We start from the raw sequence: 13,104 nt of genomic DNA on the forward strand, positions 1-13,104 counted from the left end.
GGGGGGGCGCTGCGGGCTCCCGAGCGGCCCGGACGAGGGACCAGAACCGGCCTCGACGTGCCGCGCATGCTCGGCTCGGTTAACTTCTGCGAAACAAATGGGTCATGCTTGAGAAATCCGGCCTGCCTAAGGTCGGCAGCGTGTGCCACCGCACTGGCCGCACCACGAGCTGCAACCCCGTCCCTCCCGGGCCGGGAGTAGGAGGAATTGGATGTTCCAGAACGCCGACGACGCGAAGAAGTTCATCGCTGACGAAGACGTCAAGTTCATCGATGTCCGGTTCTGTGACCTGCCCGGTGTGATGCAGCACGTCACAGTGCCGGCCGCGACCTTCGACCCGGCCGACGAGCTTGCCTTCGACGGCTCGTCGATCCGCGGTTTCCAGGCCATCCACGAGTCCGACATGGCGCTGCGCGCGGACCTGTCGACCGCCCGTGTCGACCCGTTCCGCCGCGACAAGACCGTCAACATCAACTTCTTCATCCACGACCCGATCACCGGCGAGCAGTACAGCCGTGACCCGCGGAACGTGGCCAAGAAGGCCGAGGCGTACCTCACGTCCACCGGCATCGCCGACACCGCGTACTTCGGTCCCGAGGCAGAGTTCTACGTCTTCGACAGCGTCCGCTTCCAGACGTCGTCGAACGAGAGCTTCTACCACATCGACTCGGAGGCCGGTGCCTGGAACACCGGTGCACTCGAGGACAACCGTGGGTACAAGGTCCGCTACAAGGGCGGCTACTTCCCGGTCCCCCCGGTCGACCACTTCGCCGACCTGCGTGCCGAGATGTCCCTGGAGCTGGAGAAGAGCGGGCTCCAGATCGAGCGCCAGCACCACGAGGTCGGCACCGCCGGCCAGGCGGAGATCAACTACAAGTTCAACACGCTGCTCGCCGCGGCCGACGACCTGATGCTCTTCAAGTACATCGTGAAGAACGTCGCCTGGCGCAACAACAAGACCGCGACGTTCATGCCGAAGCCGATCTTCGGCGACAACGGCTCGGGCATGCACGTCCACCAGTCCCTGTGGGCCGGCGGCGACCCGCTGTTCTACGACGAGCAGGGCTACGCGGGCCTCTCGGACACCGCCCGCTACTACATCGGCGGCATCCTCAAGCACGCCCCGTCGCTGCTGGCCTTCACCAACCCGACGGTGAACTCGTACCACCGCCTGGTCCCCGGCTTCGAGGCCCCGGTCAACATGGTGTACTCGCAGCGCAACCGTTCCGCCGCGATGCGTATCCCGATCACGGGCTCCAACCCGAAGGCCAAGCGCGTCGAGTTCCGCGCCCCGGACCCGTCGTCCAACCCGTACCTCGCCTTCTCCGCTCTGCTGATGGCGGGCCTCGACGGCATCAAGAACAAGATCGAGCCCGCCGAGCCGATCGACAAGGACCTGTACGAGTTGGCTCCCGAGGAGCACGCGACCGTCCAGCAGGTCCCGACCTCCCTCCCGGCCGTCCTGGATGCGCTGGAGGCGGACAACGAGTACCTGCAGGCCGGCGGCGTCTTCACGTCCGACCTGATCGAGACGTGGATCGACTACAAGCGCACCAACGAGATCGCCCCGATCCAGCTGCGCCCGCACCCGCACGAGTTCGAGCTGTACTTCGACCTGTAGGCCTCGCCCGGCCCGGTTGTCCGATGTACGGGCCGTACACGCGGCAGTGAGGGCCGTTCCCCTGAGGGAGCGGCCCTCACTGCCATCGGCGCTCCGCTCCCCCGGTCAGTGCCGCAGAGCCGTTCCCACCTCGGCCTTGGTCCGGCCCGACAGTTTGCGGTTGCTTCGGGCCGCGGCTTCCTTGGCCGCCCCGGCGCCGACGTCGTCGACCGTCACCACCACCGTGTCGAGCAGATTGCCTTGCGGGTCACGGAAGTTGACCTGCACGATGTACGACTTCTTCGAGTCGGTGCTGTTCGTCACGGTGACCTTCGCGGTGGCGCGGCCTTCGTGGTCGGTGGCCGACGCGGACAGCTTGACGTCGTTCTTGGCGTTCACGCCGTTCTTGAAGTTCTTGATCTTCTCGCCCGCGGCGGCCGTCGCCGAGGCCACCACCTCCGCACCCCTGGACGCCACCGATGCCGCGGCGGACCCGGCCTCGGACGCCGTGCTTGAGGGGTTGCCGCCGCCGGAACAGGCGGCGGCCATCGGCAGCACGGCCGCCGTCAGCAGTGCGGCGTACCGTCCTCGCGCAGCTTTCCTCGTCATCGTGCCTCCCAGCACTTGCCGGTCACTCGTCGCCCCAGTCAAAGCGGCTGCGGGTGGCGCCGCATGCCGTGTACGCCGGACGGGTGACGGGCCGGGGCGGTGCGGCCGGGCCTCGGCGTCCGGGGCCTTTGCCACTGCCACGTGCAGCGGGTTCGGAGCAGGCGTATGTACACGCACGCACCCGAAGCCTGTGCGCGCGGCACAGGCTTCGGGTCATTGGCAGGTGACGGTCAGCGGCCGTACCGGATCAGGGCGCGGACCATGCGGCAGGTCGTGTCGGACGGCGGATGGATACCGATGCGCTCGGCGATCGTGCGTATCTTGTCGTTGGTCGCGGTCGACGGGTAGTAGACGCCCGTGTCGAGCAGGGCGATCGCCAGGCGCATGGCCTTCAGGCGGCGGTTGTGGGTGACGTACCACTCGCGGGGCCGGCCCGCGGGGAGCGGCTTCTTCCGCAGGGGCTTGTGGAGCGGCTCGGTCGTGACTGCGGCAACGGCCATGGGCAACCTCCTGGCACGGTCGTGGAACCCTCACGAACTCCCTCTATTTTACGGCCCACCACTGACAATCGTCGCTGGCCGGCGGGGCTTTCGGGACGTCCATCCCGTACCGTTGGCCCATGGAGATCTGGATCAATCCCGCCTGTTCCAAGTGCCGCGGCGCGGTGGAGCTGCTCGACGCGGAGGGTGCCGAATACACCGTTCGCCGCTATCTGGAGGACGTGCCGTCGCCGGACGAGATCCGGGCGGTGCTCGACCGGCTCGGGCTGGAGCCGTGGGACATCACGCGGACGCAGGAGGCGGAGGCGAAGGAGCTCGGGCTCAAGGAGTGGCCGCGCGAAGCCGGTTCACGGGAGCGGTGGATCTCGGCGCTCGCCGGGCATCCGAAGCTGATCCAGCGGCCGATCATCACGGCCGACGACGGGACCGCAGTCGTGGCGCGCACGGACGAGGCCGTACGGGACGCCATGAAGCGCTGAACACGCCGCGGGGCGGGAGCGGCCGGGTCATCGCTAGTGCCGGGAGGGGCACTAGCTCTCGGCCGTCAGGAAGTCCTCCATCCTGCTGTTCAGTTCGGTGACCGTCGGCTCGTGCAGCGGCAGCGTGTGGTGTGTCGCGCCAGGAATCGTCGCCGTCCGCGCGTGCGGGAGCAGCCGGGCCGCGGCGGCGGCGACGCGGGCCGCGTCGTGGGCCCGGCTGCGTTCGGCGAGCAGGATCAGGGTCGGCACGTCCAGTCCGCCCAGGGCCCCGGGTGCGGGGCGGGGTCCGGTGACGGGGCGGGCGGACGGGAAGCCGACTGCCGCGCAGCGCAGTTCCAGCCACGCCGGGTCGAGCTCGGCATGGCCCGTCTCCCAGTCCAGGAAGGCACGTGTCCGTTTCGCACCGGGGCGGAGCAGCATCGGCAGCGCGTGCAGCAGGTAGCCGGGGCGGAAGCCGGCGAAGCACTGGGTCGGGTCGAGGAGGATCAGTTTCCGGACGCGGTGGGGCGGCGCGTGCAGCGCATGGTGGAGGGCGATCCAGGCCCCGTACGAGTGCCCGCACAGTGCGCTCCCGTCGGCGTTCAGGCCGACCAGCACCGCGTCGAGCCATGTCGTCAGGTCCTCCACCGTACGGATCGGGCGCTTGCCCGCGACGCTGCGGCCCGGGTCACCGACGAGGTCGACGGCATGGACGCGATGGGTACGGCCCAGATGGGCGGCCTGGGCGTACCAGACAGTGGAGGTACAACCACCGCCGGCCAGCAGCACCAGGGGCGGGGCACCCTCGGAGCCGTAACTGTTGACGTGGGTGGTGCCGTACGGGGTGGGCACCTGGGTGCTGCGGGTGCCCGTCGGCCACTTGGCCGCCAGGACCTCGTCGTACGCGGCGAGGAATGACGTAGTGGTGGTCATGGGATGCCTCCCCGATCGGATACCACGTCGATATTATCTCGCTCGGCGAGATAATGAAGGTGATCGGAGTAAGGAGGCGACTCGGTGACCGGCCAGGGACCCGAGCTGGAGATCGTCCATCTACTGCGCAAGGTGACGGTCGAATTCGGACTGCGTCAGGCCGAGTTCGCCAACCGGCACGGCATGCACCCCACCGATGTGCGGGCCCTGATCTGCCTGCTGGACGCCGGACGGGCCGGCACGGACGCGACGGCAGGGTGGCTCGGCGCACAGCTCGGACTCAACTCCGCGGGCACCACATCGCTCATCGACCGCCTGGAACGTCTGGGCCACCTCGACCGCGCCCGTGACCCGCGGGACCGGCGAAGGGTCCTGCTGAGCGTGACGCCCCGTGCCGTGGAGCTGGGCCGGTCCTTCTTCGGGCCGCTGATCGACGACACGGTGGCAGTGCTGCGCACATTCGACGAGAGCGAGACGGCCGCGGTCCGACGCTTCCTGCACACCGCTCACCGGGCCGTCGCACCACCTCCCCCGTCCGGGCGGGGTACTGACGGGGCGGCCGGAACGGATGGATCAGTCCCTCGTGCGTAGGGACACGCGCGCCGCCGCCCCATGCACCGCTCCCGCTACTCCGCCGCCTGCTTCTCCGCCTCGGCCAGCAGCTCCGTCATGCGCAGGCCGAACCGCACGTCGCAGTCGTGCGGCTCACCCGTGCGTACCGAGTCGATCAGTGCGTCCACCGCTGCCCGGAAGGAGCCGACCGCGTCGCTCCACCGCGGCAGTGCGGCGGTTCCTTCTTCGCCCCTGAGCTCGATCTCCGTACCGACCGCCCCGACCGGGGCGCCCAGTGCGAGCGTCACCGTGCTGGAGGCGCCGGAGGTGTGGCGGAGGATCAGGTGGACGGTGTCGGACGGGCCGTGGGCCGCGGTCAGTTGTGTGACGTCGCCCAGTACCGGGATCAGGACCGACAGGACGTGCGGGCCGACGTCCCACAGGCCGCCCTTCTCCCGGCGCCAGGGCGAGGCGGCGTACTCGCTGGTCGCGCCGGGGGCGAACAGCGCCCCGATCCACTCCGCGCGAGCGGTGAACCAGCCGTCCACGGCGGCCTGTTCGGCGATCCAGGCGGATGTCTCGGCCGCGAAGCGCAGGGTGCAGAAGACGATGGACGCGGCCCCCGTCTGCTCCGCGGCCCGGGCGACCTCACAGGCTGCCGCCACGGTGGTCGCGACCGGCTTGTCCAGCAGCAGATGACGGCCGGTGGCGGCGGCGCGGGCGGCGAGCGGCGCCTGGACGTCCGGCGGCACCGCGAACGCGATCGCGTCGCTGGCCGCGAAGAGCTCGTCAATGCCTGCCTCGCCGGTGTACGCCGTGGTGCCGTGAGCGGCGGCCAGCGCGTTCGCGGCCTCGGGACGGCGGCCCCACACGCCGCTCAGTGCGACGCCGGGGTGAGCGGCGAGGGCCGGGGCCTGGGTGTTCCGGGCCCAGGGGCCCGCACCGACGAGGCCGATACGCAGGGAGGTCGGGGGAAGTGTCGTCATGGCCCAAGTCTGCCGGGTTCACCGGGCCGCTCCCGTATTGAGCCGACGCCCAGTGAGCCTCCTGGCTGCGTTCCGGTGCCGGCCGCGGGACTCCGGCACGACTTCCGGGACCTGCCTGTGAAGACCTTCCGGCTGCCCGAGGCCCGGATCAGGCGCGGACATCTGCTGCACCGGCTCTTTGACGCCGGCTGGCGGCTCGCGCGGGCGGCCGAGGCGCTGGGCACCAGCAAGGAGGAATTGGTGCGCCGGATCCGCGCCGCCGGTTTCGAGAGCCTGCTCAGAACCCACGTACAGCGTAGGAATCCTCGGTAACACGGGGTTCACATTCGGGCAACGGAAGGGAAATCGCGTCTTGCGAAGCTGCGCTGCAGAGACCGGACCGCAGCACCCGCAAAGGATGGCTTCCGTGACGTTCAAGGCTGAGTACATCTGGATCGACGGCACCGAGCCGACCGCCAAGCTCCGTTCGAAGACGAAGATCATGGCCGGGAGCCCGTCGCAGGATGTGACGGAGCTGCCGAGCTGGGGCTTCGACGGTTCGAGCACCAACCAGGCCGCGGGCCGTGCCTCCGACCGGGTGCTGAAGCCGGTCTTCACGTGTCCGGACCCGATCCGCGGCGGCGACGACATCCTCGTCCTGTGCGAGGTCTTCGACATCGACATGACCCCGCACGAGTCCAACACCCGTGCCGAACTGCGTCCGCTGGCCGAGCGGTTCGCCGGCCAGGAGCCGATCTTCGGCATCGAGCAGGAATACACCTTCTTCGACGGCCACCGCCCGCTCGGCTTCCCCGCGGGCGGCTTCCCGGCCGCGCAGGGCGGCTACTACTGCGGTGTCGGCGCCGACGAGATCTTCGGCCGCGACATCGTCGAGAAGCACCTCGACAACTGCCTGAAGGCTGGCCTCGGCATCTCCGGCATCAACGCCGAAGTCATGCCCGGCCAGTGGGAGTTCCAGGTCGGCCCGCTGTCCCCGCTGGAGGTCTCCGACCAGCTGTGGATCGCCCGCTGGCTGCTGTACCGCACCGCCGAGGACTTCAACGTCTCCGCGACCCTCGACCCGAAGCCGGTCAAGGGCGACTGGAACGGTGCGGGCGCGCACACCAACTTCTCCACCAAGGCGATGCGCGAAGGACCTGAGGGCTATGCCGCGATCATCACCGCGTGCGAGTCGCTGGGCGAGGGCTCGAAGCCGATGGAACACGTCAAGAACTACGGCGCGGGCATCGACGACCGTCTGACCGGGCTGCACGAGACCGCCCCGTGGAACGAGTACAGCTACGGCGTCTCCGACCGCGGCGCCTCGGTCCGCATCCCGTGGCAGGTCGAGCGGGACCGGAAGGGCTACATCGAGGACCGTCGCCCGAACGCCAACGTCGACCCGTACGTCGTCACCCGGCTGATCGTCGACACCTGCTGCACCGCGCTGGAGAAGGCCGACCAGGTCTGATCCTCGACCGCTGTCAGCACGAGGGGGCGTCCACCCGGCCGGGTGGGCGCCCCCTCGGCGCCTGCGCCGCCGCCCCCGCGGGCCACCTCCCGGGCAGGTGAGGAACGTAACGCCGAGGGTCCGTATCGACGGGTGAGAGAGGCCTGCTGCACCGTCACGTTCTCTGGTTCAATGGGGGCATGGTCGGCATCCAGTACACCTCGACAGGTCGCAGCGACCTCGAACCGTTCTGGCCGTCCCGTCAGCATCACGACTTCGACCGGGTGTGTTGCCGCGCGTTGAACGCGCAGGCCCTCTAAAGCCGCTCACCCCGGCCTTCGGCCCGCGCGCCGGCAAGTCCGTCCCTCGACGACTCCTTCGCGCGAAAGAGCTGACCCTCATGGCGAACACTCGTACCTTCTCCGCCGCAGCCGCTGCCACCGCGGCGCCTCCGGCGACCGCTGCGGCCACCACCTCCGCCCGCCCGCTCTCCCCCAACCGCCACCGGCTGCGCGCCGTCGCCCCCGACGAGGTCGTCCAGTTGGCCGATGTGGCCGATTTCCTGCCGCCGGGTGCCACCTGGCTGCCCGCACCCCAGCACACCCTTCCGGCACTGCCCGGCCGACCGCCCATGATCGGCTACCTGGTGCTCGTACCGGCCGACCAGCAGTCGGCCGTCACCGCGGCCACCGCCGCGGCCGCGCAGTACGTGGTGCCGTCGCCGGTGGAGGACCCGGCCGCGGGTCCGGTGCGCATCGACCCCGTACAGCGCATCGCCGCGGTCGACGGGAACACGCTCGAGCTCACCTTCCTGGAGTTCGAACTGCTCGCCCACCTCGTCGCGCACCCGCACCGGGTGCACACCCGCGATCAGTTGGTGACCACGGTCTGGGGCTACGGGCATGTGGGCGACGGACGCACCGTGGACGTCCATGTCGCCCGGCTGCGCCGCAAGCTGGGCGCCGAGCACCGCCGGACGATCCAGACGGTGCGGCGCGTCGGCTACAAGTACGCCCCCTGAGGCCTGTTGCCGTACGCGGGCGAGCGGCCCCGGTCCGGTACGTACCGGACCGGGGCCGCTGCCACGTGCCCGGCCGGTCAGCCCCGCACCCCGGACCCCACCGGGGCCCCGGCCGCCCCCGTGCCCGGCTCCGGCTCCGGTTCGCCGTGCTCCAGGCTCGGCAGTCGGCTCAGTCCGCGCGGTGTCCGCCAGTTCCGCTCGCCCAGCAGCGCCATCACGGAGGGCAGCAGGACCATCCGTACGACCGTGGCGTCCAGCAGCACCGCGACGGCGAGGCCGACGCCCATCTGCTGCATGTCCTGCATCGACAGCGTCCCGAAGACCGCGAACACCGCGACCATGATCACGGCCGCTCCGGTCACCGCGCCCGCCGTCCGCCGGATGCCCTCGTCGATCGCGGCCCGGGTGGACAGACCGCGGTCGTGGGCCTCACGGATCCGGGAGACCACGAACACGTGGTAGTCCATGGAGAGTCCGAACAGGACGACCAGGACGAACAGCGGAATCCACGCCTCGATGGCACCGACGCCCTCCGAGCCGATCAGCGAGGCCCCCCAGCCGTGCTGGAAGACGGCGACCATCACCCCGTACGCGGCGGCCACGGAGAGCAGGTTGAGCAGGATCGACGTCACCGCGATGACGTACGAGCGGAAGCAGGACAGCATCAGCAGGAACGTCACCGCCGTGATGAAGGCGAAGACGGGGACGATGCCGCGCTTCAGCTGGTCGTTGAAGTCGACGGACCCGGCGATCTCCCCGGTCACGTACACCTGGGCTCCCGTTCCGTCGAACGCGGCGGGCAGCCGCTTCTCGCGCAGCTCGGCAAGGCCGGCCCGGCCACCGGGGAGCGGCACCTCGATCTCCGCGACGTTCTGCGTCCGGTGGACGGTCACCTTGTCGAAGCCGGCGAACGCCTTGCGCAGTGCGGGTGCCTCGATGTTGTCGGCCTTGACCACGACCCGTGCCGGAGCGGGGCCGCCGGGGAAACTCTCGTCGATCTGCCGGTAGGCGACCGAGAGCTGCGAGTCGGCGCCGAACTGCTTCTCCAGGCCGAGCTGTTCGGTCTTCATGCCGAGGGCGGGCGCGGCCAGCGCGAGCAGTACGGCGACCGAGGCGACCGCGAAGATCTTCGGCCTGGCCAGGACCGGCTCGAGCACCGTCCCGGCGGCCGGGCCACCGGTGCGTGCGCGTCGGCCTCCTCGACGGTTGAGGAAGGGGACACGTCCCGCGTCGATCCGGTCGCCCAGCCAGGACAGCAGCGCGGGCAGCACCGTCACCGAGCCCAGCATCGCGATGAAGACCACGGTGATCGTGGCGAGCGCGAAGCCCTTGAACAGCATCAGTCCGGACAGGAACATGCCGGCCATCGCGACCATCACCGTGAGCCCGGAGACGAGCACGGCCCGGCCGCTGGTCGCCGCCGCGATCCGCAGCGCCGTCTCGGCGTCGCGTCCCGCCGCCCGCTCGTCGCGTTCGCGCCGCAGATAGAAGAGGCAGTAGTCGACGCCGACGGCGAAGCCCATCAGGAACATCACGGAGTACGTCGTCTGGAACAGATGCAGCTGGTGGCTGGCGAGCGAGAGCAGTCCGAAGGCGGCCATGCACGCGGTCAGTGCGAGACCGACCGGGAGCAGCGCCGCGACGACGGCCCCGAAAGCGACCAGCAGAATGCCGAGGGCCAGGGGCACGGCGGTGAACTCGGCCTTCTTGAAGTCCTCGGAGAGCAGGTCGCCGAGCCACTTTCCGGCGCTGGCCTCGCCGAACTGATGGATGGTGACGTCGGGGTGGTCCGCCCGTGCGGCGGCCACGGCGTCGAGGACGGGCTGCACCCGGTCCGGAGCCGTCGCCGCGTCACCCTTCAGGTCAAAGGTGATCAGCGCGTCCTTGCCGTCCTCGGAGGGGACCGGTGCCGCGAGGTTCGTCACCTCGCCGGTCCGCCCGATGGCCGCGGCGACGTCGCGGGCAGGACCCCGCCAGTCCCCCGCCTTCGTGGCGGAGACCATGACCAGTTCGCCGGCGGGCTGCCCGAGTCCGGCGTCGTCGAGGATCTGCTCGGCCCGCGCCGAATCACCCGCGGCGTTCTCCGAGTCGGTCATCTCGACCAGACCGGATGCGCCGCCGATGCCCGTGGCGAGCACGACGAAGAGCAGCCAGCCGAGAATGGCGGTTTTGCGGTGGTGTGCGCTCCATACACCGATGCGTGCCGCGAGGTTGCGCCTCATGGCGTGTTCGCCCCCAGAAGATTCAGACGGAAGTGGAAGAAGTGCGTCGCCGATGAATCTAGGAACGGGGCACCGGCCGTCCCAGCCGTCGAAACCCCCACTCGCGGAGCCGTAGGGCGAGGTCGGCGGGGTGGTGCTGGATACACCCCGCCCGGGTGGCGAAACGGCTGACATCGGGGGCGCCCGGCGGGTGAGACTGTCCCGGACGGGCCTGCCATGGGGCCCGGCAAGGGGAGGACGGGACCGGGATGAACGCGATACGGACACGGATACGGGGCGCGCTGAAGGCCGCCGGGCGCGGATTCGTGCTGTCGCTCGCCGCTCTGGCCGGGTCGCTCACCCTCTTCGTGTGGGCCGTGCTCTCGATCGCCTTCATCCCGCTGGGCGTCGGCCTGTTCACCACTCCCTACGTGCTGGAGCTGGTGCGCAAGCACGCCAACCGGCGCAGGCTGCTCGCGGTCACCTGGTCCGGCGTCCGCATCCCGGTCCCGTACCGACCCTTCCCGCGGGATCTGCGCACCGGCTTCACGGGTCAGGTGGAGCGGACCACGCTGATGCTGAAGGATCCGGCGACCTGGCGGGACCTACGCTGGCTGCTGGTCGACATGACCGCGGGCTATGTCGTGGCGACCCTGGCGACGGGGCTGATGATCTACCCGCTGGAGGGTTTCGTCCTGGCGGCGGGCCTGTGGCGGGTCTTCACCGACGACCGGTACTGGTACGGGTTCGTGCCGGTCGACAGCCAGGCGTCGGGTCTTGCCGCCGCGGCGCTCGGCATGGCGCTCCTCGCGACCGGTGTGCTGGTCGGTGACCGGCTGGTGCGGCTGCACTTCGTGATCACCAGGGCGATGCTGGCCCCCACCCAGGCGCAGGAGCTGGCCCGGCGCGTCGACCGGCTGACCGAGACCCGGCACGAGGCCGTGGACACCGCCGCCTCCGAACTGCGGCGCATCGAGCGCGATCTGCACGACGGTGCGCAGGCCAGGCTGGTCGCCATGGGCATGAACCTGGGCGCCGTGGAGGCGCTCATCGAGAAGGATCCGGCGCAGGCGAAAAAGCTCCTCGCCATGGCCCGCGAGTCCTCTGCGGAGGCCCTCACGGAGCTGCGCGATCTGGTCCGGGGCATCCACCCGCCGGTCCTCGCCGAACGCGGACTCGGGGACGCGGTCCGGGCGTTGGCGTTGCGGCTGCCCATCGAGTCGGAGGTCCGGGTGGAGCTGGACGGCCGGGCGGACGCGGCGGTCGAGTCGGCCGCGTACTTCGCGGTGAGCGAGACGCTGACGAACGCCGCCAAGCACTCGGGCGCCGACCGCGTCTGGGTGGACGTCCACCACGCGGATGCGATGCTGCGGGTCTCCGTCACGGACAACGGCAGGGGCGGTGCCGCGGTCGGATCCGGCTCGGGACTGAGCGGAATCGAACGCCGACTCGGTACATTCGACGGCATCATGGCCGTCAGCAGCCCCGCGGGCGGTCCCACCATGGTGACCATGGAGATCCCTTGCGAGTTGTCCTAGCCGAAGATCTCTTTCTGCTGCGTGACGGCCTGGTCAGGCTGCTGGAGGCGTACGACTTCGAGATCGCGGCGGCCGTCGAGACCGGACCCGAACTGACCCGTGCGCTGGCCGAGTTGGCGCCGGATGTCGCGGTGGTCGACGTCCGGCTGCCGCCGTCCCACACGGACGAGGGCCTGCAGTGCGCGCTGGCGGCCCGGCAGGCCAGGCCGGGGCTTCCGGTGCTGGTGCTCTCGCAGCATGTGGAGCAGTTGTACGCACGCGAGTTGCTGGCGGACGGCAACGGCGGCATCGGCTATCTGCTGAAGGACCGGGTCTTCGACGCCGAGCAGTTCATCGACGCGGTGCGCAGGGTCGCCGCGGGCGGCACGGCGATGGACCCGCAGGTGATCTCGCAGTTGCTGTCGCGGCGCTCGCAGGACCAGCCGATGGGCGGGCTGACGCCGCGGGAGCGGGAGGTCATGGAGCTGATGGCACAGGGCCGTTCGAACGCGGCGATCGCCTCGCAGATGGTGATCACGGAGCGGGCGGTGGCCAAGCACACCTCGAACATCTTCGGGAAGCTCGGCCTGCCGCCGTCCGACGACGACAACCGCCGCGTTCTCGCGGTCCTCGCCTACCTGGACCGCGGCTGAGCCGGGGCTTCGCCGCGGCCGCGCGACCCCGGCGGGTTGCGCGGCCACGGGGCCTCGCATGCCCTGCACGCGAGGCCGGCTCAGTCGTTGAACCACCCCGCCGCATCGAGCCGGAAGGCACTCGCGGGCACCATCACGCGCAGGTCCTCCTCCATGGCGCGCACCCGATCCGCGCCGAGGACCCGGACCCACTCGGCGCGCAGCCGGTCGAACCCCTCGGCCGACCTGGCCAGGAGGTCGAAGCCCCGCACGGTCAGCCGCACGAGCTTGCGCCGGCCGTCCTCGGGGTCGTCGACGCGCTCCACGTATCCGAGGCCCTCCAGCTTCTCGACGGTCTTCCCGGCTGCCTGCTTGGAGACCCCGAGCCGACGGCCGATCTCGCTGGCGGTCGCGCCGTCACGGCCGACGGCCTGGAGCGCGTAGCCGTACGCGGGACGCGTGTCGGGGAAGCCGCGCTCGGCCAGCTCACGGTGCAACTCGTCGATGATCGAACGGAATCCGGCGAACAGCAGCATGGGCAGCTCAAAGCCCGCCGCGGCACTCCCGGACGACTCCGCTCCCGGCTCAGCCATTGCGGAACTCGACAACCTTGTTTACCTTTTCGTCAATCACATTGTCGAGTTTAGCGTGAGCATCCTTCACGAG

At 70.2% G+C, this 13,104-nt stretch carries 14 protein-coding genes; 8 read left to right on the forward strand and 6 right to left on the reverse strand.

The window, feature by feature from the left end; genetic code table 11:
• Positions 1-211 precede the first annotated feature (211 nt).
• Positions 212-1,621 (forward strand): type I glutamate--ammonia ligase, encoded by a 1,410-nt coding sequence (gene glnA, locus ACZ7L9_RS02105; RefSeq protein WP_471411677.1) that lies wholly within the window; start codon positions 212-214, stop codon positions 1,619-1,621.
• A 105-nt stretch (positions 1,622-1,726) separates the two neighbouring features.
• On the opposite strand, the gene ACZ7L9_RS02110 is transcribed toward glnA, so the two are convergent.
• Together ACZ7L9_RS02110 and ACZ7L9_RS02115 are read right to left on the reverse strand one after the other, a co-directional pair.
• A complete protein-coding gene (locus tag ACZ7L9_RS02110) occupies positions 1,727-2,209 on the reverse strand; it encodes a hypothetical protein (protein WP_471411679.1) in 483 nt (160 codons plus the stop codon).
• Positions 2,210-2,439: 230 nt separating this feature from the next.
• A complete protein-coding gene (locus tag ACZ7L9_RS02115; protein WP_471411681.1) occupies positions 2,440-2,709 on the reverse strand; it encodes a hypothetical protein in 270 nt (89 codons plus the stop codon).
• A gap of 119 nt (positions 2,710-2,828) precedes the next feature.
• Between ACZ7L9_RS02115 and ACZ7L9_RS02120 the strand changes: the two genes are divergently transcribed.
• Positions 2,829-3,188, forward strand: coding sequence for an arsenate reductase family protein (locus ACZ7L9_RS02120; RefSeq protein WP_376472295.1), 360 nt, complete (start codon positions 2,829-2,831; stop codon positions 3,186-3,188).
• Positions 3,189-3,239: 51 nt separating this feature from the next.
• On the opposite strand, the gene ACZ7L9_RS02125 is transcribed toward ACZ7L9_RS02120, so the two are convergent.
• Positions 3,240-4,100 (reverse strand): alpha/beta fold hydrolase, encoded by an 861-nt coding sequence (locus tag ACZ7L9_RS02125; protein WP_471411683.1) that lies wholly within the window; start codon positions 4,098-4,100, stop codon positions 3,240-3,242.
• Positions 4,101-4,184: 84 nt separating this feature from the next.
• Between ACZ7L9_RS02125 and ACZ7L9_RS02130 the strand changes: the two genes are divergently transcribed.
• Entirely contained in the window at positions 4,185-4,691 is a 507-nt protein-coding gene (locus ACZ7L9_RS02130) for a MarR family winged helix-turn-helix transcriptional regulator (protein ID WP_471411685.1), read from the forward strand.
• A 35-nt stretch (positions 4,692-4,726) separates the two neighbouring features.
• On the opposite strand, the gene ACZ7L9_RS02135 is transcribed toward ACZ7L9_RS02130, so the two are convergent.
• The gene (locus tag ACZ7L9_RS02135; protein WP_471411687.1) at positions 4,727-5,638 is read right to left on the reverse strand and encodes a Gfo/Idh/MocA family protein; all 912 of its coding nucleotides are present in this window, start codon (positions 5,636-5,638) and stop codon (positions 4,727-4,729) included.
• Between the two features lie 117 nt (positions 5,639-5,755).
• Between ACZ7L9_RS02135 and ACZ7L9_RS02140 the strand changes: the two genes are divergently transcribed.
• The 3 genes from ACZ7L9_RS02140 (at position 5,756) to ACZ7L9_RS02150 (ending at position 8,088) form a co-directional block, all read left to right on the forward strand.
• Positions 5,756-5,950 (forward strand): hypothetical protein, encoded by a 195-nt coding sequence (locus tag ACZ7L9_RS02140; protein ID WP_471411689.1) that lies wholly within the window; start codon positions 5,756-5,758, stop codon positions 5,948-5,950.
• A gap of 94 nt (positions 5,951-6,044) precedes the next feature.
• On the forward strand, positions 6,045-7,088 hold the full coding sequence (gene glnII, locus ACZ7L9_RS02145; protein ID WP_471411691.1) for a glutamine synthetase: 1,044 nt from the start codon (positions 6,045-6,047) through the stop codon (positions 7,086-7,088).
• A 379-nt stretch (positions 7,089-7,467) separates the two neighbouring features.
• Positions 7,468-8,088 (forward strand): winged helix-turn-helix domain-containing protein, encoded by a 621-nt coding sequence (locus tag ACZ7L9_RS02150; protein WP_471411693.1) that lies wholly within the window; start codon positions 7,468-7,470, stop codon positions 8,086-8,088.
• A 77-nt stretch (positions 8,089-8,165) separates the two neighbouring features.
• Here ACZ7L9_RS02150 and ACZ7L9_RS02155 read toward each other — a convergent pair whose 3' ends face one another.
• Positions 8,166-10,310, reverse strand: coding sequence for an MMPL family transporter (locus tag ACZ7L9_RS02155; protein WP_471411695.1), 2,145 nt, complete (start codon positions 10,308-10,310; stop codon positions 8,166-8,168).
• Positions 10,311-10,558: 248 nt separating this feature from the next.
• Here ACZ7L9_RS02155 and ACZ7L9_RS02160 point away from each other — a divergent pair, with 248 nt between their 5' ends.
• Both ACZ7L9_RS02160 and ACZ7L9_RS02165 read left to right on the forward strand, forming a co-directional pair.
• A complete protein-coding gene (locus ACZ7L9_RS02160; protein ID WP_471411697.1) occupies positions 10,559-11,827 on the forward strand; it encodes a sensor histidine kinase in 1,269 nt (422 codons plus the stop codon).
• Complete coding sequence (locus tag ACZ7L9_RS02165) at positions 11,812-12,459, forward strand: LuxR C-terminal-related transcriptional regulator (RefSeq protein WP_471411699.1); 648 nt, start codon at positions 11,812-11,814, stop codon at positions 12,457-12,459. Before ACZ7L9_RS02160 ends, ACZ7L9_RS02165 begins: the two co-directional genes overlap by 16 nt.
• An 80-nt stretch (positions 12,460-12,539) precedes the next feature.
• On the opposite strand, the gene ACZ7L9_RS02170 is transcribed toward ACZ7L9_RS02165, so the two are convergent.
• Complete coding sequence (locus tag ACZ7L9_RS02170; protein WP_471411701.1) at positions 12,540-13,031, reverse strand: MarR family winged helix-turn-helix transcriptional regulator; 492 nt, start codon at positions 13,029-13,031, stop codon at positions 12,540-12,542.
• Between the last annotated feature and the right edge of the window lie 73 nt (positions 13,032-13,104).

Source organism: Streptomyces sp. NPDC111516 (assembly GCF_055635345.1).

Coding starts and splice junctions, on each gene's coding strand:
- glnA (WP_471411677.1), top strand. CDS start 212: ATGTTCCAGAACGCCGACGACGCGAAGAAGTTCATCGCTGACGAAGAC.
- ACZ7L9_RS02110 (WP_471411679.1), bottom strand. CDS start 2,209: ATGACGAGGAAAGCTGCGCGAGGACGGTACGCCGCACTGCTGACGGCG.
- ACZ7L9_RS02115 (WP_471411681.1), bottom strand. CDS start 2,709: ATGGCCGTTGCCGCAGTCACGACCGAGCCGCTCCACAAGCCCCTGCGG.
- ACZ7L9_RS02120 (WP_376472295.1), top strand. CDS start 2,829: ATGGAGATCTGGATCAATCCCGCCTGTTCCAAGTGCCGCGGCGCGGTG.
- ACZ7L9_RS02125 (WP_471411683.1), bottom strand. CDS start 4,100: ATGACCACCACTACGTCATTCCTCGCCGCGTACGACGAGGTCCTGGCG.
- ACZ7L9_RS02135 (WP_471411687.1), bottom strand. CDS start 5,638: ATGACGACACTTCCCCCGACCTCCCTGCGTATCGGCCTCGTCGGTGCG.
- ACZ7L9_RS02150 (WP_471411693.1), top strand. CDS start 7,468: ATGGCGAACACTCGTACCTTCTCCGCCGCAGCCGCTGCCACCGCGGCG.
- ACZ7L9_RS02155 (WP_471411695.1), bottom strand. CDS start 10,310: ATGAGGCGCAACCTCGCGGCACGCATCGGTGTATGGAGCGCACACCAC.
- ACZ7L9_RS02160 (WP_471411697.1), top strand. CDS start 10,559: ATGAACGCGATACGGACACGGATACGGGGCGCGCTGAAGGCCGCCGGG.
- ACZ7L9_RS02170 (WP_471411701.1), bottom strand. CDS start 13,031: ATGGCTGAGCCGGGAGCGGAGTCGTCCGGGAGTGCCGCGGCGGGCTTT.